This is a genomic window from Cyanobium sp. ULC065 (assembly GCF_977927515.1).
This window is the reverse complement of record NZ_OZ376393.1, coordinates 739233-762182: the sequence shown is the minus strand read 5'-3', so window position 1 is coordinate 762182 and position 22950 is coordinate 739233. Positions and strand designations below refer to the sequence as shown.

Here is a 22950-nt window from a genome sequence, read left to right as displayed (position 1 = left end):
AGCCTGCCAAGCAAGGAGCGGGATGGCGCGGCGGGGGCTTGGTGGGCTGCATGACGGGGGCGCGGGTTGGGTTCAGGCCTGGCTGCCCTGGTTGGAATCGAAGGGAATCCCCACCTGCTGGTAGTAGAGGGTGGCGTAGGAGCCAGCGAGGCGCATCAGATCGTCGTGGCGGCCATCCTCAATGATCTGGCCCCTGTCCATGAAAAGGATGCGGTCAGCCTCGCCCAGGGTAGTGAGCCTGTGGGTGATGAACAGCACGGTGGTGCCTTGGAACCGTTGCCGCAGCCTGGCGAACACCTGCCGCTCGGTCTCAGCGTCAAGGGCGGAGGTGGCCTCATCGAGGATCAGCAACGTGGGGTTCTGCAACACCATGCGGGCCAGGCAGAGCCGCTGGCGCTGGCCACCGCTCACGCCGGCGCCACGCTCGCCCAGCCGGGTGGCATAGCCATTCGGCAGGGCGCAAATGAACTCATGGGCGGCGGCAACGTTCGCGGCGGCGACCACGGCCTCCATGTCGGCATCCGGGCTGTTGAGGCAGAGGTTTTCGAGCACGGTGCCCTCGAACAGCAGGCCGTCCTGGGGCACGTAGCCCACCTGGGTGCGCAGGCTGGCGAGCTGAACCTTGCCCACATCCATGCCATCGAGGAACACCTTGCCCTGCTGGGGAAGGTAGAGGCGATCAATCAGCTGCACCAGGGTGCTCTTGCCGCTGCCGCTGAGGCCCACGATGCCCACGAACTGGCCCGCCTTCACGCTCAGATCAAGGCCATCGAGCAGGTAAGGGGTGCGGGTGCCGTAGCGGAACGACACCTGCTCAAAGCGGAGGTCGCCACGCAGGGGAGGCAGCGGTTGCTGCTGCTGGTCTTCAGGGCCGGCCTCCGGCATGCTCTCCATCACTTCGCTGATCGCGGCCAGGGAGATCTGCAACTCCTGAATTCCCTGCCAGAGCCCACCAAGCCGCACCATCGAGCTCACCAACCGACTGGAGAGGATGCGGATCGCGAAGAGGGCACCGATGCTGAGGTCGTTGGCCAGGATCATCACGACCGCCACACCCATCAGCACAACATCGGTGAGGTTGCCGACGGTTTTACCTGCCTGATTGAGCAGGGTGGAGAGGCGCGTGAGCTGGTAGCGGGCATTGGTGTAGCGGCGGTAGCGATCGAGCCAGCGCCAGCGGGCCTCCACCTCAAAGTTCTGGCTCTTCACGGTGCGCATGCCCGAGAGCAGCTCCACCAGATAGGAGTTGGCCGAAGCCATGTAGCGGTTGCTGGTCTTGAGGTTGCGGCTGATCAGCGGGCTGCCGATCAGATTGAGGCCGATCATCACCGGCACCACCGCCAGGGTGAGGTACGTGATGGTGGGGCTGATGAAAAAGAGAACCACCAGCACCACCAGGCCGAGCACCAGGTCGAGGCCAACGCCGAGCACCTGATCCACCACGAAGCGGCGGATCGAATACAGCTGGTTCACGTTGTAGAGAATGGCGCCCACCTGGCGGCTCTCGAAATAAGGCAGGGGCAGGCGCAGCAGATGCTCCACCACCGACGATCCCAGGCGAACATCGACCCGATCGGAGAGATCAGCGGTGACCAGGGCCCGCACGCCGCCAATCACGGCGTTCACCAGCGTGGCGGTGACCAGTACAAAAAGGATGGGCGCCAGCAGTGTTGGATTGTTGCGGGCGACCACCACATCGATCACCAGCATCACACTGAGCGGCAGCACCATGTCGAGCAACTGGTAAACCAGGCCCGAGAACACCACCATGGTGAGCATGCCGGGATAGCGGGAAAAGGCACTGAGGAACCAGCCCAGGCCAGCCTTTTCCACCACATCACGGCCGGCCCTGCCCTCGCGCACCACCAGCACATCGAGGCCTTCGGGGCAGCGCTTCTCCAGCTCGGCCAGGCTGAGCCGCACCGGCCCGCGGCGGGGATCACCGATCAGCACGCCGCTGCCGCGGCCGGCCAGCAGCAGCAACACGAACTGGCCGTCGAAATCCAGCACCGCCGGGGGCTCCAGCCGGGCGAGCTCCCAGGCGCGCGCCCGCAGCGGCCGGGTATCGAAGCCGAGGGCTTCCAGCTGCAGCCCCACCTGCGGCAAGCGCAGGGCACCGAGCCGTGCTTCCACATCGCGCAGATTGCGCATCAGCTGCTCGTTGGACAGCACCACCTGCCGCGCCTGGCAGAGCTGCTGGATACAGAGGAAGGCCTGCTCCACCCGATCAGCAGAGGGATTGGTGGTGCTGCGGGCGCCGCTGCCCAGCGGACGGGTGTCCACGAAGCCCAGCTCAAGGGGATCGACGGGCAGCATTGGCGCCCGGTTGGTCAGGGGGACCAGGGCGGAACTGCCCTCCTGGGGCAACTGGGCGTTGAGGGCCGCTTCCGGGATGGCCACCACCCGGGGCGGCAGCTGGTTCACCGCGCCGCGCCAGCCTTCCGAATCCGATTGGAGCCGATCCCCTGGCAGCAGCCCGGCCGGCTGCCGCGGCCCGCTATAGAGAACGAGGTGACCAGGGGGGAGCTGGTCGTTGGGGCCGAGCAGCAGGGCCTCACCCAGCAACTGCTCCAGCCGCGCCTGCGGCCGCTCAGGCCGCAGGCCCTGGGCCTGCCACCACACCTCCATCAGGCTGGCGAGCTCTTCGAGTGAAGGCCGGCCGGCAACGGCCTGGCGCAGGAGCGGCTCCTGCTGCAACAGCCGGACAGCCAGGGCCGCCGGCAGCACCAGCAGGGCGCAGGGTTGAGAGGCGACCAAGCCCAGTTCCGGCTCACCGCGCCACAGGGAGGTCCAGCCCAGCCAACTGCCAGGGCCCACCAGACCGAGGCTGGTGGGTGGCTCCCCCGGCCGCACCTGCAGCCGCCGCAGCCGCCCCTCCACGAGCAGCGCGGCGCCGGGTGGCAGCTGACCGGCCCGCTGGAAGGGCTGGCCCACCCCCAGCTGCAGGATGGAGGCTTCAGCTGCCATCCGGTTGATCAGATCGTCAGGCAGGTCGGCGAGGAGCGCCGAGTTGCGCAGAAGCTGGTCAAAACGCATCAGGGCTGGTCCTCCAGGGAAGGGGAAAGCTGCATCAGCCGCTCACGCAGCTTCTTGAGTTGATCGCGCTGCCAGCGGCTGCGGCATTCCTCCAGGAGCTGGGCCCGGAGGCGGTCGTCGAGCTGAGCGGGTTTGAGCGATTCCACCCGGATCAGATGCACCACCCCGCCGATATCGAGCGGCGGAATCAGTTCACCGGGTTTGTAGCGGCGCACCACCTTCATCAGCAGCGGATTCAGCCGGTTCACCGGCAACGGACCCACCACCCCACGCCGCAGCCGATCGGCTTCGTCGGCATGGCGCTCCACCACTTCATGAAAAGAACATTCCCCGTCTTGCAGCTGAAAGAAAAGCTCAGTGGCCAGGTCGGGATCGCGCACGCGCACCAAGGTGAGCACCACTTCATCAAGCTGACCGCGGCGCTTCAGGAAGAGGCCAGGCACCTCCTGGCTCCAGATCCACTGGCTGGCACGGGCCACCCGGGTGTCGAAGCTGGCCAGGGCTTCCAGCTCTTCCAGCGAAAGCCCGCGGGCCTCGCGCCAGGTCTGCAGGGCGTCGAGGTTGTCGAGGCCACAGCGGCGGGCGTAGCCGAGCAGCAAGGCTTCATCGTCGTCGGCCTCGGCCTCGGGATCGGCCTGCAGCGGCACGGGGGCAGCGGCCAACTCCTCGAGCAGACGCCGCTGGCACCAGGCGCTGAGCAGTTCATGCCGGGCCAGGAACCGCACGGTGGCCTGATCCGGCAGAGGGAGTGTGTTGCCGAGATCCTGCAGCTGGGGCGGCAGCAGGGTGTTCATGGGCTACCGGTGCCGGCGGCGAGCTCCCGGTACACCAGGGCCGCCTGCTGATAGTCACCCCGCCGTTCGAGCAACTCGGCCAGGCGGCGGTTGAGGTCGGGCTCGCGCAGGCGGGTGCGGAGATGCTGAAGCAGGTCGATGGCCGCCGTGTCGTCGCCCATCTCCTCGAGATGTTTGGCCGCCACCACGAGTTTGTCGGGCTGAAGATGATCGGGCTTGATGCGAAAGATGCGCAGCACCAACTGGGCGGCATCGATCGGGCGGCCCAGCTGGGTTTGGGCCACGGCCAGGTTGGTAAGGGCCGCCAACGACTCAGGCGATCCGGGGCGCGTGTGCTGGAGTGAGCTTTCCAGCAGCGGCACCGCCTCCTCGATCCGGCCGGTTTTCAGCAGCACGCCGCCCAGATTCACCAGGCTGCGGAAATGATTGCCGTCGTATTTGAGCGCTTCACGGAAGGCGCGCTCCGCCTCCGCCGGCTGATTTTTCAGCAGGTGGCACATGCCCAGCAGGCTGAAGGAATCAGCACCACGGCCTCCCGCCACAATTAACTGGCGCACTTCCTGCTCAACTTCGGCGGCGTTGGCGCTGCTGAGCTTCTGGCGCAGAGCCGCGAGGGGGTTGTACGAGGGGGGAGCAGGAGGTTGCGGCAGCCCCGGCATGGGCTGGCCGGAAGTGCGATCCGGCAGGGCGAGCTGGGTGTAACCCGCAAGCTGGGCCGCCGCAGGCCCGGCCAGCACACGCAACATCACATAGGCCTGCCGGTAGTGGGAAACGGCGAGATCAGGCCGCCCTTGATCGTTGAGTTCTTCGGCGTAGCGAAACTGCAGCTCCGGGGAGGCGGGCCCGGCGCTGGCCGGGGCATGGGGGGGTGGGGCAGGAGGCTGATCCAGGGAGAATGAACCGCTGGGGCCGGCAGAGCTTTTCTCCCCGCCGAGCATGCGGATCAACGCCGTACGCAAACCCATCAGCCAGCCTCAGCCTGCATTTGCTTCGCCATATGTTGCCACGCGTTTCCGTGATCCTTCCGTTCCGCGATGCGGAACGGTGGCTCCCGGCCTGCCTGGCGTCGCTACGGGGCCAGGAGCTGGCCGACTGGGAACTGGTGGCGGTGGATGACGGCAGCACGGACCACTCGGCCGGCTTGATCGCCGCGTGGTCACGCGGAGGTGTTCAGCCGGTGCGGCTGATCCGCCTGGCGGCGGGGCGAGGGGTGGCCTCGGCCCGCAACATCGGCTGGGCCGCAGCGCGTGCGCCTCTGGTGGCCTTCCTCGATGCCGACGACATCGCCCTGCCCGCCCGGCTCAGCCACCAGGCGGCTCGATTCGAGGCCGACCCCAGTTTGCAGCACCTGCTGTGTGGTTGGCAGCGCCTGGACACCTCGGGCCAGCCCCTGCATGACGTGTGCCCCTGGCAGGAGGGAGCGGGCTGCGAGCTGGAGGCGGCCTTTGAGCACAAGGCCGTTCTGCCGAGCGCCTGGATGCTGCGGCGCTCGCTGCTGGCCAGCAGCGGCGGCTTTGATCCCGCCCTGCGGCACGCGGAGGATGTGGACCTGTTGTTGCGGCTGGCCGCCGACGGCCAGCGCGGCGCCTGGCTGGAGGAGGTGCTCTGCGGCTATCGGGTGCATGGCGGCGCGGCCAGCCGCCAGGCGGCCGATCAGGCCCGTGCGCTCCTGTGGGTGATGAACCGGCGCCTGGAGGCCCTGCCTGCGGGCCATCCGCTGCGGGCCCGGCGCACGGCCCTGCTGTTTGGAACCCGGGCCTGGGCGGGCTGGCACGCCTGGCAGGAACAACAGCCTCAGCTGGCCCTGGAGCTGTGGCGCACCGCCTGGGGCAGCCGCCCGCACGGAGACGCCCACACCTGGCTGCACCTGGCCGAAAACGCGGGACGCAGCTGCGCGCGCATCGGCCGCCAGGTCAGCGCTGAACAGTGGCTGAGCGATCCCACCTGGTACGCCCTGGAAGCGCAGGTGCTGGAGGATCTTGCCCACTCCGGCCGCGGCCGTACAGGCCGCCGGCTGCAGGCCCTGGCCAGCCAGCTGAGGGCTGAACTGGAGAGCAGCGACCCGCTGTGGCGGCCGGAAGCACTGACCCGCTGGTGGCAGACTCTGCCCGCCGGCGCCGACCCGTTGGCCAGCCTGCGGCTTCGGGTGCTGGCCTGGTGCGAGGCGTTGCTGCAGCCGCAGTCCACCGCGGCCGAACTGGCGGAGGAGCTGGCGGAGCTGCTGCGCTGCTGGGCCCTGATCAGCTGGCCGGAAAACGCCGAAACGGCGCGTCAGCGGTTGCAGGAGGTGTTCGAACTGCAACCCGGTGGCGAACTGGCCCGGGCCATCGCGCGGCTGGCAGCCCCCCGCTACCCATGGGGTGCAGCAGCGCTGGAGCAGCTGGCGGCCCACCTGCCCCCCCAGCCCAGCGATGGCGCGGATGCCGCTCGCTTCCGGGGCCTGGCGGCGCCAACACCAGCGGCGGACTGCCGCGGCACCGACTGCCTCCCCTGTGCCCAGACCCTGCAGGAGCAGGGGTGGCGGGAGGAACGCTTCCAGCTGCATGAGCTCCAGCAGGGCCGCGCCTGGTTGCGCCCACCCAGCAGCAACCCCTGGGGCACCACCCACGGACTTGGTGTGGCCGATGGTGCGGGCGAGCTGCTGCCGCAGCTGTGCCGCCGCTATCCCCAGCCCTGGCCCACCTGCCCCAACCCGCCCAGCAGCACCGAGCCACCGCCGGCCGGAGCGCCGCTGGTGGTGGCCGGCACGGTGCTGGCCGTGGTGGACCTCTCCGCCGAGATCCACTACCACTGGCTGCTTGACAGCCTGCCGCGCCTGGGTCTGGCGCTGGCTGGCGCAGAAGGGTGGCCGGCCGCCTGGCACCTCTGGCACAACGGCGGCAGCAGCGAGCGGGTGCGCCGCTGCCTGGTGGACGACCTCGGCATTCCGCCCGAGCTGCTGATCGATGCGCGTGAACATCCCCATCTGCAGGCAGAGCGGCTGTTGGTGCCCGCTGCACTGCACCCATTCGGCTGGCCGTCGCGGCGGGCCCGCGCCTGGCTGCGCCACCGCTACCTACGGCCTGAGCAGCGGGGCCCCCGGGGCGGGGCTGGCCGGCGGCTGTGGCTGGTGCGCGGCCCATCAGGCCGCCGACCGGTGTTCGGGGAGGCGGAGCTGCTGGCCCACCTGGAGCAGGAGGGGTTGGCGCTGGAACCCACGGTGCTGGAAGGGCTGCCGCTGGCGGAACAGGCGGCCCTGATCGCCGACGCCGAACTGCTGGTGCTCGCCCATGGAGCAGCGTTGGCGGGCTTGGCCTTTGCACGGCCGGGCACCCAGGTGCTGGAGCTGCACCAGCCGCGCTATGCCCCTCCCTACGGCCATGCCCTGGCAGCAGCGGGCGCCCTGAAGCTGGTGCGCTGCCTGCAGCCCGCTACCCCACCCAGGCTGTACAGCCAGTTGCTGTTCGAGGCGCCGATCACAGAGCCGATCCTGCTCGATCCAGCCCGTGTGGCGGCCGCCCTGCGACGGATCCAGCAGGACACAGCGACGGATGATCAGGGCCGGCCTGCCTAATCTCGCCGCCATGGTGCAGGCCAAAGCGAACGGGCTCAAGCAGGCGGCGGCGGCACGGATGGAGGGCCGACCCGAGGCTGCGGCTGCCGCCTACCTGCAGGTGCTGGCGCTGGATCCGGCGGACGCCAGCAGCCTGCGGGGCCTGTATTACCTGCAGATCGATGCCTCCGCCCGGCAGGAGCTGTTGCCCCAGCTGCGCCAGCTGATCGAGGCGGCGCCCCCCTATGCCCTTGGCTTGTCGCTGTTGGCCCATTGGCTGCGGGACGACGACCCCGAAGCGGCGATGGCCCTGAACCGCCGGGCCGCCCGCCTGGACCTGCCGTCCTGGCGCCTGGCAGCGGGATCGGGCGGTGGGCTGCCAGAGGTGTTGATCCTCGGCGCTCCCAAGAGCGGCACCACCTCCCTGGCGGCCTACCTGGCCGGTCATCCGCGGGTGTGGCTGCATCCGCTCAAGGAACTGCACTTCTTCGACAACCACTGGCAACGGGGCGAGGCCTGGTACCGGGCCCAGTTTCCGGCGCTGCGCAGCCCGGGGCTGCTGCGGCTGGAAGCCACGCCTGATTATCTGCAGAACCCGGAAACGCCGCAGCGGATGCGAGCCCTGGTGCCGGAAGCGCGGCTGATCGTGCTGCTGCGCGAACCGCTGGATCGGGCACTCAGCTGGCTGCGCCACATGCACAGCCTGATCGGCCTCGCAGGTGACGCCGGAGCCCTGCTGGCGGATGAAGCCGACCGGCTGGAGGCGATGGGAAGGGCGGAACGGGAGACGCTGGGCTGGTTTCGGCCCAATGCGCTGAGCGGCAGCCTCTACGCCGAGCAGCTACGCCGCTGGCAAGCGGCGTGGCCGGCCTCCCAACTGCTGGTGCTGCGCTTCGAAGACCTGGCCCTCCACCCCGAGCGGGTGGTGCACCGCTGCCTGGCCTTCCTCGATCTGAAGCGCGAGGACCTGCCGGCGGGCCGCAGCTATCCGGCGCACAACGTGGGTGTGGTGCCCAGCCAGCCGATCGATCCGGCGCTGGCGCGCCGCTGCCGGGAAGGGGTGCTGGCGGAAGCGCTCGAGCTGTGGACGGCGCTGTGAGGGCGTTGTGAGTGGGAGGCCCAGCGGCGGCGATGGCTGGGTTGCCCTCTCGCTGGAACGAGGAGCTGCAGCAGAGGCAACTGTGACCTGAAACTGAGCGTTATCGGCCTGGACCGCCAGCACCCATCTCCATCCTCGTACCAAGAAAGGCCCTCTCTGGTGAGACTCCCCGAACGATCTTCACTGGAGAGCTTCCAGGGGGATCGCTGATCACCTCATTCGCCGTGATCATCATAAAAGGTATAACGCTCCAGCACTTGCTCCAGCAGGGGGTAATCCGCATGCAGCCACATCAGAAGTGACGGGAAATACTTTTTAATCAATGAAACGCGGCCATGGTGATGCACACCGAATCCATTGGTCACGTAGCTCTGATTCTCCATCCAATGGAATAGATTTTGATTCAGGCGGTTGTCAAGCACCGATGCCTCGGTGAGCCGAGAGGCTGGAGAAAGGCTCGCCATGGCCAGCGGCAAGGCGATCTGATCCAGATAGGGCCAACGTTCGGGCACCCAGGGCAATGCATTGATGGCCAGGCAGATCTTCTCCCACTCCGCCCCCAGGGCAGCGGCATTGGGGGCATGCACCAGCCCGGCGTTGAACCAGGGCGGGCTGGCTTCGCCACTGCCACAGAGCACCTGGAACGAGGGAGGCAGGAGGTTGAAGTGGGCGTAGAGGCGCTCCCAGGGGAAATAGTGCCGACCGTGCTCGGGCGTCGCTGAGGGCACCGTGCGGCCGATTAAGTATGCGGCTGGGATCGAGCGCAGGAAGAACAGGTCAGAATCACACAGCATCACTGGGCGAGACCCGAAGGCCGCCAGCGCCCTCACTTTGTTGAGGATTCGGTAGCCCTTGCCCTCCACCTGCAGATCCCTGAAGGTGAAGGGCACCAGATCCACATCCAGAGCCTCCAGAGTGCCTTCCGGCAAGCCGAGATTGAAAGGAACATCCGAAGGCACCGCGAAAAAGAAGCGCGCCTCTGGAAAGGATTTCCTGGCGATGATCGCGGCAACCATGCAGCCGAGCGAGAGCCGCTCGCCATCTGCCACCATCAGCACATCGATCTGCGCCACTCGAGTGCAATCAAGTTTGGCCTTAGATTAGGCTACGCGATTTTGCCTGCTTTATGGTGGTTGTTTTCACGTGACCATCCTCAACAGCAACTCCAAACCCTTGATTCGAACATTGTGATTTTGCACGGGCTTGAAACCTCTCGCTCTGGAGTCGTTCCTTGTTGAGAGGCCAGCCTGAATCTGAGGCGGATCCCCCTGTGGCCATGCCTTCACCCCCAGCGGCCGATGTGTCCGTGGAGTTGGGGCTGGCCGCGCATCGCCGCATGCTGGAGATCGGTGAAAGCGATAGCGCCGCCGCCGTCACCCATGCGCTGGAGGGGGCGCGAATCTTCCAGGCACTGAGGCAAGAGAACCCCGTGCAGCCCGATTGGGTCTTTGTGCATGAGGAACAGTGCTGCCGCAATGGTGCCATCTGGATCCACCGCCAGGCGCTCGTCGATCCGCAGGCCACCGCGATGGCCCGTGATGGGCTGAAGCTGTTGGCCCGGCTGGAGGAACTCCATCTTGAGCCGATTGCCTGGTTGGCGGCGATGCGTGCCGATCTGATCCGCATCTGCGAGCAAGCTGTTCGAACAGCGGGCGGATCACTGGCGGATGTGCTGCACCTGCACGGCTTCAAGTGTGCCGGATCCACGTTCATCTGGTCGCTGGAGCATGCCAGCAAGGGCGGCGTGGCCTATGTGGAATCGGAGGCCTCGAACCAGCGGCTGGCCTGGGAACGGGTGCGCGATCACTTCGCCACGGTCCCTGCACACCCCCGGCTGATCACCTCCCACCTGATCACGCTTCCGCCGCCGGGGGCCCTGGCGCGACTCAAGGTGGCGTTTCTGCGGGATCCACTGGCCCGGCTCGCCTCGGCATACCGCTTTCAGCTGCACCGGCAGGGCACCATCGCCGCCATGCCCTTCCGGGACTACATCGAGCAGTTCTGTCGCGGTCTGCTGGCCAACTTCCAGACGCGCCACCTCTCCCCGCAAGACCCAGACAACTGGAGGCTGCAACAGGGCTGGGCAGCACGGCCGGAGCTGATCGATCTGGAGCGGCAGGATCTGTTCGTGGGGCTGGTGGAGCGCTACGACGAATCCATCGTGGCGCTGGAGCACGCGCTGGAGCAGCTCGGCTGCCCGCTCGATCTGGCCTATCCCCAGCGGATGAACACCACCGAGGGCATCAACGGCGACGGCGACACCACCTCAGCACCTTCAGAGCGGCTGCTGGAGATCACGGAACTGGACGCGAACCTCTATCGCAGAGCCACAGCCCGGCTCGATGCCCGCCTGGCGGCCATCCCCGATCTCAACGGCCGGTTGGCATCCTTTGCGGAGCGCTGCGACGCCCTGCGCCAGCAGCGACCCGACGTGCGGCTCAAGCCCCGTGACCAGTGGACCATCCTTGGAGCTGAGGGCAAGCTGGGGGCGATTGGCGCGGGGAGCTGATGCCGGCAGAACAATGGATCGCGCAGGCCCGTGAGCATCTGAGCAGCCTCACCCCCGACCTTCAGGGCCAGGTGCTGCGCCAGCAGGCGGCACTGGCGCTGATGCAGGCGGAGCGCGATGGTGCAGCGAGCGAGCAGCTGGAAACCGTGCTGCAGGGATGTGTGCTGCAGCAGATGCAGCAGGCCGTCAAGGAACTGGGGCGCTGAGGCGTTCCAGGTTCTGCCACACATCGAGGGCGGCACGGCCCCGGAACACTGCCAGCTCCAGCGCCTGCCTGGAGGGCTCCGGCAGCTGGGGATCGGCTCCCATGGCAGCGCAGGCTTCCAGCAACACGCCGAGATGCTGGGGATCGGCGAGCGACTCTGGGTGGTTCAACGCCTGCACGCCTTGAAGCAAGCGCTCGCGGATGGCCGGCAGCGCCCAGTTGCGGGACTTGGGTTCAAGCTGCAGCAGGCGTTGCAGCAAGCTGATCGCCCGCCCGCTGGCGGCAGCACCTGGCTGGACCAGCCAGGCAAGCACCGCGTGGCGGCAGATCTGCTCCGCCATCACCTGCTGCTGGTGTGTGTTGTCGCTGGGCAGAGCCTCCAGACGCCGCATCCACTGATCCGCCAGCCAGAGCCGTTCCGTTCTCTGCGGGTCGGCCAGGACCTCCGGCGCTGGTTTGGGGCCGACCTCCCGGACCAGGCGGTGATGCAGGCCGGGCATCAGGCGATGGAGCAGGGCCGCCAGGGCGGTGGGATCGAGGCCAGCGGCAAGGGCTTCGAGCCGGCTGAGCCCGGCATCGATCTCCCCGGCCTCGCAGAGGGCTTCAACACGGCGCAGCTCATGGGCCTGCAGGGCCTGCTCGAGGGCCTCGCGTTCGCGAACAGCGGCGGCGGGCAGGCCACGCAGCAGCTCGCGCCAGAGGCTGGCGAGGGGCTCGGCCGGCAGTGGCAGCGCGAGCAGTTGATCGAGCGGGATCCATACACCCGCCTGTGCGCCAGGGTTCATTGGAGGTTGTAGAAGCTGAGCAGGCCTTCAGGACCGGCGCCCAGGGGGAGCGGCCAGTGGTCCTCCGGCAGAGGCCTGGGCACCGGAGCCACAGGCAGGCCCACAGCGCGCAAGGCCTCCGCCAGGTGTTCACGCACCACGTCGGCGCCCCAGCCGGCTTCGAGGTGGGCGGTGGCTGCCTCCACCTGGCGCTCCCACAGCTCGGCGGAGGAATGCAGAGCCAGCACATCGCTCGCGAAGGCCTCGGCATCCTCGGCCAGCAGGGCCGTGAGGCCATGGCGCAGCCCCAGCCCCTCGGCCGCCACACCGGTGGCCACCAGCGGCAAGCCTGCTGCCATGGCGGTGAGCATCTTGCCCTTCACGCCGGCACCAAAACGCAGGGGCGCCACGCACACCCTCAGGCGGCTGAGCAGGGGCCCCAGATCGGCCACATAGCCATGCACCGTGACACCCTCGCCGGCGAGGGCCTGAATGGCGGCGGGGGGATTGGCGCCCACCACATGGAAATGGGGCACGGCGGCATCACCAGCCAGGTGACGCAACACGGGCAGCACCTCCTGCACGTACCAGAGCACGGCATCGGCGTTGGGGGGGTGGCCAAAGCCACCGAGAAACAGCACCCCCTGCCGCTCGTGAAAGGAGCTGGGCAGGGCTTCACGGCGCACACGGGGCGGCAGCACGAAGCCGGCGGCACGGGGGCTGAGCCGCTCCACGGCCTGACGGCGCTCCTCTTCGCTGAGGTAGAGCACGGCATCGACGATGTCGAGGATGCGCTTCTCGCAGGCGCGCATGCGATCGATCGCTTCGCGACTGATCGCCTCGGGCTGCACGGCGAGCTGCCGCTCCATGCGCAGGTGGTGCAGATCGTGGGTGTAGTAGAGGAGGCGCGCCAGCGGAGCGTGGGTCTTGATGGCTTCCAGCCAGCGGTCGGCCACTTCGGGCCGGGCGATCAGGATCGCCTCATAGTGATCGCCGCGTTCTTCGAGCAGCTGGGTTACGGAGGGCACCCAGGGGTGCACCAGCACTTCCACACCAAGGCGCTGGAGTGGGGTGCCGTAGTCGGGCTGCCAGAGCAGGTTGTCGGTGGGGAGATAGCTCACATCCCAGCCGAGGGCGAGCAGATCGGTGAGCAGGTGAAGGATGTAGAGGGAGCCGGCGTCGCGATCGGGCGTGGGCAGGCTGGCCTCCATCACCAGGATGCGGCCCACCCGGCCGCGGTTGCGTTCGTGCCAGACGGCCGTGCCGTTTTCGGCATGGCTCTGCAGGCGCCGTTCCCACTTGCTGCGGAACAAGCGGGCGTTGCGTTCCTGAAAGCGCTTGGGGCCACTGTCGTGGTCGCGGCCACTGGAGAGGCCTTCGTAGTGGATCACGCGGGCAAGGGGCTGCATGAGCACGCGGTAGCCGAGATCCCGCACCGCCATGGCCAGGTCGGTGTCCTCGTAGTAGGCGGGGGCATAGCGGCTGTCGAAGCCGCCGATGCGGCGAAACAGCTCGGTGCGCATCAACAGGCAGGCACCGGACACGTAGTCGACGTCGCGGCAGAAGCCGTAGGAGGGGTCGGTGGGATCGCCATCGCGGCCGTAGTTCCAGGCGCTGCCATCCCGCCAGACGATGCCACCGGCTTCCTGCAGCCGGCCATCCGGGTAGAGCAGCATGGGGCCCACCAGGCCAGCATCGGGAAAGCCTTCCAGGCTGCCGATCAGTTCGTCCAACCAGCCGGAGGTCACAACGGTGTCGTTGTTGAGAAAGCAGAGCAGTTCGCCGGTGGCGTTGGCGGCACCGCTGTTGCAGGTGCGCAGATAGCCGAGGTTGTCGGGCTGGCGCAGCATGCGCAGGTGCTTGCTGTCGAGTTCGGCCACCAGGGCGACCAGCTGATCGATGGAACCGGCGGGGGAGGCGTCGTCGAGGAGGAGGATCTCGAGGTTGGCCGGTGGATCGGGCCGGCGCAGCTGCTCCTGCACCAGGCTTTCGAGGCAGCGCAGGGTGACGGCCTCCTGGCCGAACAGCGGCAGCACCACACTCACGGTGGGAGCGGGCTTGAGCCGTTGCAACAGCAGCGGCCAGAGGGTGCGAAGGCGGGCCACGCTGGCTTCAGCGGCGGGCGGCTGGAAGCGACCATCGGCGAAGGGCCGGCCTTCCAGGGGGTGCGGCGCCAGCACGGGACGGGGCCGCTCGGCGAGCCAGCAGGCGTAGCGCTGCCAGAGGCGGGTGAGCGCCTGGCTGGGAGGCAGGGGCTCCAGCTGGCGGTGGAGTTCAAGGCAATCGTGAAAGAGGGTGGCCGGATCCTCGGCACAGAGCTGGCGGGCCATGGCGAGGCCTGCCAGCCGCGGCGTGATGGGGCGCCAGGACACCTGAAGCGGTGAGCCAGGCCGATCCGGCACAACGGCTTGCACCCCGAGGGGCTGATCCGCCAACGGCAGCACCACCATCCCCGAACAGGAAGCCTCAGCAAGACGCACGTGATGCTGCGCCTTGCTGCCGTCGTTCAGGTTGAAGCTGAGCTGCAGCGGCAAGCCAAAAGTGGGTGCAGCTGCCCGGATCTCAAGGGAAAACCAGCGGGCTGAGGGAGGGCTAACCAAAGGGCCGCAAACCGGCTGATTCGGCTATCAAACCACGAAGAGAATGTCGTCCTGCTGCCAGAGATAGCCGTTGCCAGCCACCACTTGAGTGGTGTTGCCGTCGACGGTGACCGAAAGGGTGGAGGTGTTGAAGCCAGCGAATGCGCTGAAGTCGGATTCATCAATAGGACCAACAGCACCAACAGCAGAAGCGTCGAAGGCCAGCCTGTCGTCGCTAAAGGTAAAGTCGCTGACGGTGTCGACGTCGCCGCCGCCGAGCTGATCGGAGGTGTAATAGAGGGTGTCGTTGCCACCGATACCCAAGCTGACGAAGTCAGACCCTGAACCACCGCGGACGAGATCGTTGCCACCGAAGCCGTAGAGCTGGTCATCACCGGAGCCGCCGCGGATGAAGTCGGAGCCGCTGCCGCCGTAGATGGTGTCGTTGCCGGTGCCGCCGTGGGCGTAGTTCTGGAAGTCGGTGCCGAGCTGGCCACCACCAGCCGCGTCAAGGATGGAGGTTGTCGTGCCGATCTCGTTGCCGGCAGTGGTCTTGTTCAGATCAACCTTGACGTTGGGGTTATTGGAATCGCTGCCAGCGCCGAAATCGCCAAGGCTGATCACCTTGGGGCTGTCAATCACACCAATTTCCTGCCGAGCTTCAACAATGTTGCCGCTGCCCTGCACCTGCACATTGGTGGCGCCGGCACCAAGGATGAGGGTATTGCTCTCGCCCGTCAGAAGAATTTCGTTCGTTTCGCCGGTGGGAACTGGGATGGTCGCCCACGTTGCGCCAACACCACCAACTTCAACAGGGCCGTTGGTTCCGTCAACCAGGGTGCGCTCCCCGACAAAATCATCAATAGTGTCTGGATTGACTGGCTCCAAGGGGAGTATTCCCCCTCCCTCTTCATCGAGCGGCCTCGTGCCAAAGATGCTTGAGGGAGGAGGCGCAATGAAGGACATGGCTAGGAACGGACCAACTCGATAGGTACATCTTACGCCATGCGCACATGCCGATAGCTGTATCGCTTACAACTTTTTTGATCCGGAAATGGTATTAAGGATTGCACTTGAGAATCAAAAGCATGTGCTGGACATGCTCCACGCTCGTATAGGTTCAGTCACAACTGGCTTGAAGCGAGCAGCTGCCAGCCGCCCAGGGAGGCCACAGCGCTGAAGCCCGGCGGCTCCACCAGCCCCACGGGCGTGAGCAGATGGGCCACCTTCGGCCAGAGGAGGCCCAGGGCTGTAGGGAACTTGCTGCCGCTGGGCCGCTGGATCACCAGCAGCGCCACGGCTTGGTTTGCGTCAGCAGCCAGTTGGCGCAGCAGAGGGGAGGATTGTTCGCTGCGGCTGCGCAGACCCGCCGTTGCCAGTGCCTCCGCCATCAACAGGGGCTCACGGCTCGCCACCGGTTGCACCTCAAGGCCCTCGGGCAACAGTTCCTGGGCCAGGCACCAGTGCAGGGCGCCGGTGGGATGGCCGTGCAACACCACCACCAAGCCATCGCGCGGGAACAGGTGGCGCAACCGCAGCCGCTCGCCCAGGGGCAGATCGGCCGTCGGTGCGTCCGCCGCCGTGCGGTGGTTCAGGCGCTGGCGCTGGGCGTTGTCCTGCAGATCCTGCCGAAGCGCCGGATCGCTCGGCAGCCCCTGGGGGTCGGCTGTGAGCAGGTCGTAGCTGCGCCAGCTGCCCCCGGCCAGCAGGATGCGGGCGCGCAGGTTGCGCCCCCAATCGCTGGTGGGATCACGGGCGAGGCCCTGCTGCACCGCTTCGAAGGCCTCATCGAGCACGCCCTGCTGCAACAACAGGCGGGCCAGCAGAAACCAGGGCCGCGGCTGGTTGCGCTGCTTGCTGAGGCTGGTGCAGAGCCAGCGCTCGGCTTCCCACCACTGCTCCAACTGCAGCAAGGCGGAGGCGATGGCGTTGCAGTGATCCGGCTGGAGGCCACCGGCCACGGCCTGCCGCTGCAACAACTCCACGGCGGCAGCACCATCGCCTGCCGCCAGCAGGGCCCGAGCCCAGGCCGCCACCTGTGAGGCCGCGGGTAACTTGAGCTGCAGCGCCAGCACCTGGCGGGCCGCCGCCACGGGATCGACCGGAAGCTGCCCATCCGGTTCAGGCCCAAAGCGCACCAGCTCCTGGCGGACCTCGGCGATGGCCGCAGCAAGCTGGGGTGGAGGCGGTGGCAGCAGGGCCCAGGTGCGCCAGCGGGCGGCGTAGGCGGTGAGGCCCAGCCCAAGCAGGACATCCGCCACCTGTTCACAGACCTCGCTGAGCGGATCGGGGGCCTGATCAGGTGGCTGATCGATGGGCTGTGCGTTGCCCTGGCCAGCCTGGGGGGCCGCAACCGCCTGATCGAGGCGGTGGAGCAAGTGCTCGAGCTCAAGCATGCTGAAAACCCTAGGGGCCAGCAGCCGGGCTGGCATTGGCCCCCGATCGGCGCAGCTGACACCGCCGATCGGGGGCCAGGCGCGCCATCAACGGGAGGAGCGAGCCGAACAAGACAGCAAAACCAATAGCCAGCCAGTAGCACGGAACATCAACGAAGTCAACTTAGGTTAACTTTTTTAAAGAATTCTTGCGGGAACTTGGAGGCCGGGTAGCTTTGCGAAATCTAACTTTGACATTATGGCAAAGACTAAAGAAACTAAAGAAATTCAAGAGACGTACAGCTTTTTCTACCAGATCAACTTCACTAATGAGAGTGGAGATTCGTTCACGGTAGAATCCAGACTGGGAAAAGAGATCCAGCTTGATGAGCCAAAAGAATCTAATAATGGCAAACTCACCATTGGAGAGACGGTGACTCCCAGCGACGGGAAGGAAAGCTATACTTATACAGGATATTCCTATGAAGGCTATCCTATTTTTGTGCTCGATGTGCCTGGCTCCGAAGGCGGCAAACCCTCTAAAGGCGCACCTGAAGGCCTGGATCCTGGTCGCACCTATGTTCTTGCTACGAACGACGAACTCGTACAATTCAAAGTTGAATACAAGACATCTTCATCGACAGAGCCTCTGGTTCTGTGCCTCGTTGAGGGCGCAAGTGTGCGGCTTGCGGATGGCAGCAGCAAGGATGTAGCGGCCTTGGAGGTGGGCGATGAGGTGCTTACGCCATCGGGCACTCATGCCGTGCGCTTTGTAGGGCAAACCACCCGCACGCTGTGGCAATTGCGCTCCACTGGCCGCATGCCGATCTTCATCGAAGCCGGAGCGTTGGGGAGTATGGGGCCGGAGCAAGCGATTCATTGCACCCCCAGCCACGCCTTCTTGATTGAAGGGTGCCTGGTGGAAGCTCAAGGGCTGATCAATGGCCGCACGATCCGCCAACTTGAGCAGTGGCATGCCGGCACGGTGACGTACTACTCGATTGAGCTGGAGCGCCACGCACTGGTGTGGGCCAACGGCCTGCTGTGCGAAACCTATTTCGCAACGGCGCGCGGCAATCAGTTCAGCCGTGAGAGCTGGGACAACTTCTCCGCTTATCAGGCGCTGTATGGCAACGGCGCGGCGATGGTGGAGCTGGCGCTGCCGCGGATTCCGTTCGCACGCCAGCTGCCTGTGGAGATCCGCCAGCGGTTGGTCGCTGGTGCTCCCAGCCGTTCAGAGAAGGCACTGGCCCTGCGCTAAGCCCTGATCGATCGCTATCCATGGCGTTGTGGTGACCCTGTGGTAGGCGATCAAGCCGCGCTGCTGAACGATCTGCAGCAAGCGTCGGCGAAGCTGCTGCCGGAGGCAGACGCCCTGCTGGCGCGTTACTGCGCCCTACCGGCGGCCGAGGGCGCCGATCCGCTCGGCAAGCTCTGGCAGGCGGCGGAGCTGGCCCAACGGCGGGGCCGCCTCACGGTGGCGATGGGGCTGTTGCGCACGATCGATGCGTTGAGTGTTGCCGAGCAGCTCACGCCATTGCGCCGCCGGGCACTGGAGCGGGCAGAGCGGCTCGCCTATCTGCAGGCCGATCTGGAAGCAGCGGGGCAGTTGCGGGAACGGCTGCGGCAACTGCTGGCCGCCAGCAACCACCCCGACGACCACGCCCAGGTGAAGAGCGAACCGCTGCGCCAGTGGCGGCTGGAGCTGGCGGCCGACCAACAGGCCCTGCGCGCGCTGCGGGCGCTGGAGCAGCAGGACCACGACCCTGCCACGGCGGTGCGTCAACTGGCGGCGCTGGTGCAGCGCCATCCCCAGGCCACCGCGGTGGCCTTTGTGCTGCAGCAGCGGCTGCGGCACGTACTGATGGAGGAGGCCGCACCGCCATTGCCAGCAACGGCCGGCAGGATCCCCGCCAAGCTCTGGCTGCTGCGCCGCTACCCGGGCAGCAACGCCGAACTGGAGGCGCTGGAAGGCCACTGGCGCCAGCAACTGCCGGACTGGGAGCTGGCATGGCTGGATCACAACGCTGTGGAGGAAGCGGCGCAGGTTGAGGTGCCGCCGTTGGTTCGGGCGGCCTGCCACGGCGTGAACGACCCGGCGGTACGGGGCGATCTGCTGCGGCTGGCGATGCTGTGGCTGCATGGCGGCGTGGCACCGGAGTGGAACACGCGCCCACTGCAACCGCTCACGCCGCTGCTTGATGGGGCGGAGCTGCTGCTCTGCCAAGACGATGATCTGGGCATCAGCCTGGAGCTGGTGGCTGCCGCGCCGCAGCATCCGTGGGTAGGGGCGGCACTGGAGCAGGCCTGCCTCCAGGCGCTCGACGGGCAGGCCTACAGCCGCTGGGACCTCACCGGCGCCTGCCTGCTGAGCGGGGTTTTCGCCCGCTGGGCCGCGCCGACACTGGCCCAGGGGGCGCTGCCGGCAGGCCTGCAGTTGGTGCCGCTGCCATCGCTGCGCCGCCAGCTGGCGCTGGGGGTGGCGCTGCCCCGGCCGGTGGGGCTGCCGGAAGAGGAACCGGTGACGCAGCTGTTCCACCACCGACGGCGCCGGCAGGCCCGCCGCTGGCTGGAGCAGGGTGAGGCTGCGCCTGAGGAACGCCAGGCCTGCTAGGGCTGGAGAGCTCCCATAGGCTGGCGTTGTGCCGTGCCGGGGGCCAGCGCGATGACCCAGCAGGCCTCCGGGCAGACCCGCGACCACGGGGCCAGCCACGCCGAAGAGCAAGCGGCGGCGTTGCAGGTGGTGCGGCTCAACCTGGCGGCGGCACTGGAGGTGTTGAACATCCCCCATCCGCAGCTGCGCCCCCCCGCCGTGGTGGGTCCACCGGTGACGCTGACGGCGATCAGCGGCAGACTGGCCAGCCTGCCGGCGGTACTGGCCTCGCTGCGGCAGCAGACCTACCAGCCCGCCCGGGTGCACCTGCACCTGTCGCACGAGCCGCATCTGCTCGATCAGGGGGTGGCCGGCGACGAGCCGGTGTTGCGGGAGCTCACGGCGGATGGCTGGGTGCAACTGCACTGGGTGCCCAACCTGGGGCCCTACCGCAAGATCGCGCCCTTCCTGCAGGCCGGTGGCTACGGGCAGGCCAGCAGCTCCGGCGCGGCCGAGGCAGGGAACGACGATGACCTGTTCATCACGGTGGACGACGACACGCTCTACCCGCCGCGGTTCATCGAATATCTGGTGCGCAACCACGCCCGCCATGGCTGCGTGGTTGCGCACCGCGGCCGGCGCATCCGGCTGTTGGAAGGGGCACTGGGCGAAGCGTTGAGCGGCGGCCCATTCCGGCCCTACAGCGAATGGCACGACGGCGTGCGGGAGCCACGGCTGGCCAACCTGCCCACCGGCCAGAGCGGGGTGCTGTACCGGCGCCGCTGGTTTCCCGAGGATCTTGAACTGGAGGCCGCGCTGGCGCTGGCCCCCACGCACGACGACCTGTGGCTGCGCTGGCTGACGGCACGCCAGGGGGTGCAGGCGGTGATTTTGCAGCCGAATGCCGCCGCGAAGACCGACGAACTGGCGTTTCCGCCGGCAAGCCCGGAGCCGCTGGCCCAGGAGCAGACGCTGTGGCATGCCTTCAACGGGCCGAAAGGCGGCAATGACCATGCGGCACTGGCGGTGCAGGCCTACTGGCAGGCGCGCGGTTTTGACCTGGCGGCGCTGCTGGCGGAGGAGATGGAGCGGGAGGCGGATTTTTATTGAGGGCTGATGGCCTGAGGATTGGGATCTCTCACAACCGTTCAATCGTCATTGGCTTTGCCGTCGTCACAGGCCCTGCTGCCCGCGTGGGGTGATGCCCGTTGGCAGGCTGCCGCCCACACCCCCTACGGCCATGCCCTAGTGGCTGAACTCAAAGCGCTGGAGGTGGCTGACTGCCGCGCGCCATTGCCATTGCTGACGGCCGAGCTCTACAGCCAGGTGCATCGCAGCGGCGAGCGGCTGCCGTTTGAGCGGGTGTGGCAGGAGCGGCGGCGGCGGCTGGCGCGGGCCGCGGTGCGGTTGCTGCTGGATCCTGAGGCCACTGTCAACCCAGGGGGCACGTGGTGGGGCCAGCTGTTGGCGGCGATTCAGGAGCTGCTGGCTGAGCCCTCCTGGGCCTGGCCGGCCCACGTGCGTGATCCGAGCGGGATCGATGCCGGGGTGATCGATCTGTTCGCCGCAGAAACGGCCAATCTCTGCGGCGAGCTGGTGAGCTTGTTCGGCCACTGGCTGCCGCCGGCCTGGGTGGCTCAGATGCGTGAGCGGGTGCTGGCGGAAATGGTGGGCTCATTTCTGGCCAAACCCGAGGCCAGTTTCTGGACGACCCAGGCCAGCAACTGGAACGCGGTGTGCCATCAGGGGCTGCTGGGGGCGGCACTGGCACTGGCGCCGGAAGCGCCATGGCTGCAGGAATTGGTGGACGCCAGCCAACGGAATCTGCAGGTGTTTCTCGAAGGCTTCAGTGCTGAGGGCAGTTGCCTGGAGGGGATCACTTACTGGGAATACGGCTTCGGCTGGTTTGCCCTGCTCAATGAGCAGCTGGAGCGTTGGAGTGACGGTGAGCAGAGCCTGGTGTCCGGGCAGGACGATCGCACCCGGGCGATCGCCTGCTTCGGGCCGGCGATGCTGCTGCGCGGCGGCCAGATGGTGAATGTGGCTGACAGCCGGCTCGGCATGCCGCCCCGAGCGAGTTTGCTGATGCTGCTGGGACGGCGGCTGGATCTAGCGGAGTGCACCCAGGCGGGAGTGCGGCTCTACCAGCAAGCTCTCAACGGGCGATTCGATGTGCAACATCAGCGTTGCGATCTCTTCTATCTTACACGCATGCTGCTGGAGGCCCCCAGTGCGGACGTGCAGGCCACGGCCACGGAACCGGCGTGCGGCGACTGGATCGACAGCGACGCCGGCCTGGTGGTGGTAAGACGGCTGGACAGCCAGGGCTGCTGCTGGGAACTGGCGGTGAAGGGGGGCCACAACGATGAACCGCACAACCACAACGACTGCGGCAGTTTCCTGCTCAATGTGGATGGCGAGCGGCTGGCGATTGAACTGGGAGCACCGGAATACACCGCCGACACCTTCGGCCCAAAGCGCTACACACTGCTGGCCACCCGCAGCAGCGGCCACTCCGTGCCGATCGTGAACGGCCACGAACAAGCGGCGGGGCGCGCCTATGCCGCCCAGCTACTGGCAGTGGAGACCGGCGCCAGCCTGGTGCGGGTGCAGCTGGACCTCACCCGCGCCTACCCGACAGCAGCGGGACATCAGAGGTTGTTGCGCACGATCGTGCTCGACTGCGCTGCAGGGTGCCTCAAGGTGGAGGACGCGCTGTGGGGAAACGCTGGGATCGAGCTGGAGAGCGTGCTGATCACCGACAGCGATGACCCTGAAGCTCTGGGGATTGAGCCCTTGGCGAGCAGCGCGCTGCAGCGCAAGGAGTGCGTGCGGTTTCGGGATAACCGTGGCGAGGAGGTAAGCGCCTACCGCTGGTATTGGACGCCATCCACTGCTGAGCCCAGCACCGAAGCAGACAAACCGCTGCTAGCGGGTTACAGGATCAGCCCCAAGCTCAAGCATGGTGTGGATGTGGGCGTGGCCAATGGGATCGAGCAGACCACTCTCTGAGCCTCGACACCGAAAGGCAGTGAGCTGGCGGTCTTCGATGGCCTGAATTGGGGCCGCCAATGGCACGAACAGACCGTACGCATCCCCTGCAGGGGATTAACTGCATTTACGCCCCACAGGGGATGGGTTGAATTCATTCCTTGTGGGGGATGCGATTTGTGGCACGTGGTACGCCTTCCGGCGCAGCTGGGCGTTGCGCTGCGCAGTCGCCGGAAGGAGCTGGGGCTTTCCCAGGCGGAGGCGGCCGCGCGAGGAGGCCTGCAGCAGAAAACGGTGTCCTCCCTGGAGAACGACCCCCAGCGCTGCACGATCCACAGCCTTTACCGCCTGCTGGCTGCGTTGGGGGTCGAACTGGTGCTCCAGCCCCGTGAGCTGCCGTGCTGATGGGCGAAAGCGCTAAGCCTTGCCGTCGGTGGCGTCGTGGTCAGGCGCAATGGTGAGGAAGCGGCTGA

General features: G+C 67.1%; 17 protein-coding genes. 9 read left to right on the top strand and 8 right to left on the bottom strand.

The window, feature by feature from the left end; genetic code table 11:
- Positions 1–72: 72 nt before the first annotated feature.
- From ACXMDP_RS03525 to ACXMDP_RS03515, 3 genes are read right to left on the bottom strand one after another with little or no spacing between them, the layout of a single operon-like run.
- Positions 73–3036, bottom strand: a complete 2964-nt coding sequence (locus ACXMDP_RS03525; RefSeq protein WP_259729158.1) for an ATP-binding cassette domain-containing protein — start codon at positions 3034–3036, stop codon at positions 73–75.
- Positions 3036–3830 carry a peptidylprolyl isomerase gene (locus ACXMDP_RS03520; RefSeq protein ID WP_259729159.1) on the bottom strand — a complete coding sequence of 265 codons (795 nt, stop codon included), beginning with the start codon at positions 3828–3830 and terminating at the stop codon, positions 3036–3038. Before ACXMDP_RS03520 ends, ACXMDP_RS03525 begins: the two co-directional genes overlap by 1 nt.
- On the bottom strand, positions 3827–4795 hold the full coding sequence (locus tag ACXMDP_RS03515; RefSeq protein WP_259729160.1) for a tetratricopeptide repeat protein: 969 nt from the start codon (positions 4793–4795) through the stop codon (positions 3827–3829). The genes ACXMDP_RS03520 and ACXMDP_RS03515 overlap by 4 nt, the downstream gene beginning before the upstream one ends.
- 50 nt (positions 4796–4845) lie before the next feature.
- Between ACXMDP_RS03515 and ACXMDP_RS03510 the strand changes: the two genes are divergently transcribed.
- Together ACXMDP_RS03510 and ACXMDP_RS03505 are read left to right on the top strand one after the other, a co-directional pair.
- The gene (locus ACXMDP_RS03510) at positions 4846–7383 is read left to right on the top strand and encodes a glycosyltransferase (protein ID WP_259729161.1); all 2538 of its coding nucleotides are present in this window, start codon (positions 4846–4848) and stop codon (positions 7381–7383) included.
- 10 nt (positions 7384–7393) lie between these two features.
- Entirely contained in the window at positions 7394–8461 is a 1068-nt protein-coding gene (locus ACXMDP_RS03505) for a sulfotransferase family protein (RefSeq protein WP_259729162.1), read from the top strand.
- Between the two features lie 215 nt (positions 8462–8676).
- Here the strand turns inward: ACXMDP_RS03505 and ACXMDP_RS03500 are convergent, their stop codons facing one another.
- The gene (locus ACXMDP_RS03500) at positions 8677–9534 is read right to left on the bottom strand and encodes a hypothetical protein (RefSeq protein WP_259729163.1); all 858 of its coding nucleotides are present in this window, start codon (positions 9532–9534) and stop codon (positions 8677–8679) included.
- 203 nt (positions 9535–9737) lie between these two features.
- Between ACXMDP_RS03500 and ACXMDP_RS03495 the strand changes: the two genes are divergently transcribed.
- Together ACXMDP_RS03495 and ACXMDP_RS03490 are read left to right on the top strand one after the other, a co-directional pair.
- The gene (locus ACXMDP_RS03495) at positions 9738–10970 is read left to right on the top strand and encodes a sulfotransferase family protein (protein WP_259729164.1); all 1233 of its coding nucleotides are present in this window, start codon (positions 9738–9740) and stop codon (positions 10968–10970) included.
- Positions 10970–11176 carry a hypothetical protein gene (locus ACXMDP_RS03490; RefSeq protein ID WP_259729165.1) on the top strand — a complete coding sequence of 69 codons (207 nt, stop codon included), beginning with the start codon at positions 10970–10972 and terminating at the stop codon, positions 11174–11176. Before ACXMDP_RS03495 ends, ACXMDP_RS03490 begins: the two co-directional genes overlap by 1 nt.
- Here the strand turns inward: ACXMDP_RS03490 and ACXMDP_RS03485 are convergent.
- From ACXMDP_RS03485 to ACXMDP_RS03470, 4 genes are all read right to left on the bottom strand, one after another.
- Complete coding sequence (locus ACXMDP_RS03485) at positions 11157–11960, bottom strand: hypothetical protein (protein WP_259729166.1); 804 nt, start codon at positions 11958–11960, stop codon at positions 11157–11159. The genes ACXMDP_RS03490 and ACXMDP_RS03485 overlap by 20 nt on opposite strands.
- On the bottom strand, positions 11957–14473 hold the full coding sequence (locus tag ACXMDP_RS03480; RefSeq protein ID WP_259729167.1) for a glycosyltransferase: 2517 nt from the start codon (positions 14471–14473) through the stop codon (positions 11957–11959). Before ACXMDP_RS03480 ends, ACXMDP_RS03485 begins: the two co-directional genes overlap by 4 nt.
- A 93-nt stretch (positions 14474–14566) precedes the next feature.
- Positions 14567–15484: a calcium-binding protein gene (locus tag ACXMDP_RS03475; protein ID WP_259729168.1), complete on the bottom strand. Its 918-nt coding sequence runs from the start codon at positions 15482–15484 to the stop codon at positions 14567–14569.
- Positions 15485–15642: 158 nt separating this feature from the next.
- Positions 15643–16914 carry a tetratricopeptide repeat protein gene (locus ACXMDP_RS03470; protein ID WP_259729169.1) on the bottom strand — a complete coding sequence of 424 codons (1272 nt, stop codon included), beginning with the start codon at positions 16912–16914 and terminating at the stop codon, positions 15643–15645.
- A 238-nt stretch (positions 16915–17152) separates the two neighbouring features.
- Here ACXMDP_RS03470 and ACXMDP_RS03465 point away from each other — a divergent pair, with 238 nt between their 5' ends.
- From ACXMDP_RS03465 to ACXMDP_RS03445, 5 genes are all read left to right on the top strand, one after another.
- Complete coding sequence (locus ACXMDP_RS03465) at positions 17153–18154, top strand: Hint domain-containing protein (RefSeq protein ID WP_457767078.1); 1002 nt, start codon at positions 17153–17155, stop codon at positions 18152–18154.
- 39 nt (positions 18155–18193) lie between these two features.
- Positions 18194–19507: a glycosyltransferase family 32 protein gene (locus ACXMDP_RS03460; protein ID WP_259729171.1), complete on the top strand. Its 1314-nt coding sequence runs from the start codon at positions 18194–18196 to the stop codon at positions 19505–19507.
- Between the two features lie 33 nt (positions 19508–19540).
- Entirely contained in the window at positions 19541–20596 is a 1056-nt protein-coding gene (locus tag ACXMDP_RS03455) for a hypothetical protein (protein ID WP_457767077.1), read from the top strand.
- Between the two features lie 54 nt (positions 20597–20650).
- Positions 20651–22498, top strand: coding sequence for a heparinase II/III domain-containing protein (locus ACXMDP_RS03450; protein WP_457767076.1), 1848 nt, complete (start codon positions 20651–20653; stop codon positions 22496–22498).
- Positions 22499–22663: 165 nt separating this feature from the next.
- On the top strand, positions 22664–22882 hold the full coding sequence (locus ACXMDP_RS03445; protein WP_259729174.1) for a helix-turn-helix domain-containing protein: 219 nt from the start codon (positions 22664–22666) through the stop codon (positions 22880–22882).
- The last annotated feature ends 68 nt before the right edge of the window (positions 22883–22950 follow it).

What these genes read in the sequence shown, in the direction of transcription:
- ACXMDP_RS03525 (WP_259729158.1), bottom strand. Translation starts at nt 3,036, where the DNA reads ATGCGTTTTGACCAGCTTCTGCGCAACTCGGCGCTCCTCGCCGACCTG.
- ACXMDP_RS03520 (WP_259729159.1), bottom strand. Translation starts at nt 3,830, where the DNA reads ATGAACACCCTGCTGCCGCCCCAGCTGCAGGATCTCGGCAACACACTC.
- ACXMDP_RS03515 (WP_259729160.1), bottom strand. Translation starts at nt 4,795, where the DNA reads ATGGGTTTGCGTACGGCGTTGATCCGCATGCTCGGCGGGGAGAAAAGC.
- ACXMDP_RS03505 (WP_259729162.1), top strand. Translation starts at nt 7,394, where the DNA reads ATGGTGCAGGCCAAAGCGAACGGGCTCAAGCAGGCGGCGGCGGCACGG.
- ACXMDP_RS03495 (WP_259729164.1), top strand. Translation starts at nt 9,738, where the DNA reads ATGCCTTCACCCCCAGCGGCCGATGTGTCCGTGGAGTTGGGGCTGGCC.
- ACXMDP_RS03490 (WP_259729165.1), top strand. Translation starts at nt 10,970, where the DNA reads ATGCCGGCAGAACAATGGATCGCGCAGGCCCGTGAGCATCTGAGCAGC.
- ACXMDP_RS03485 (WP_259729166.1), bottom strand. Translation starts at nt 11,960, where the DNA reads ATGAACCCTGGCGCACAGGCGGGTGTATGGATCCCGCTCGATCAACTG.
- ACXMDP_RS03475 (WP_259729168.1), bottom strand. Translation starts at nt 15,484, where the DNA reads ATGTCCTTCATTGCGCCTCCTCCCTCAAGCATCTTTGGCACGAGGCCG.
- ACXMDP_RS03470 (WP_259729169.1), bottom strand. Translation starts at nt 16,914, where the DNA reads ATGCTTGAGCTCGAGCACTTGCTCCACCGCCTCGATCAGGCGGTTGCG.
- ACXMDP_RS03465 (WP_457767078.1), top strand. Translation starts at nt 17,153, where the DNA reads ATGGCAAAGACTAAAGAAACTAAAGAAATTCAAGAGACGTACAGCTTT.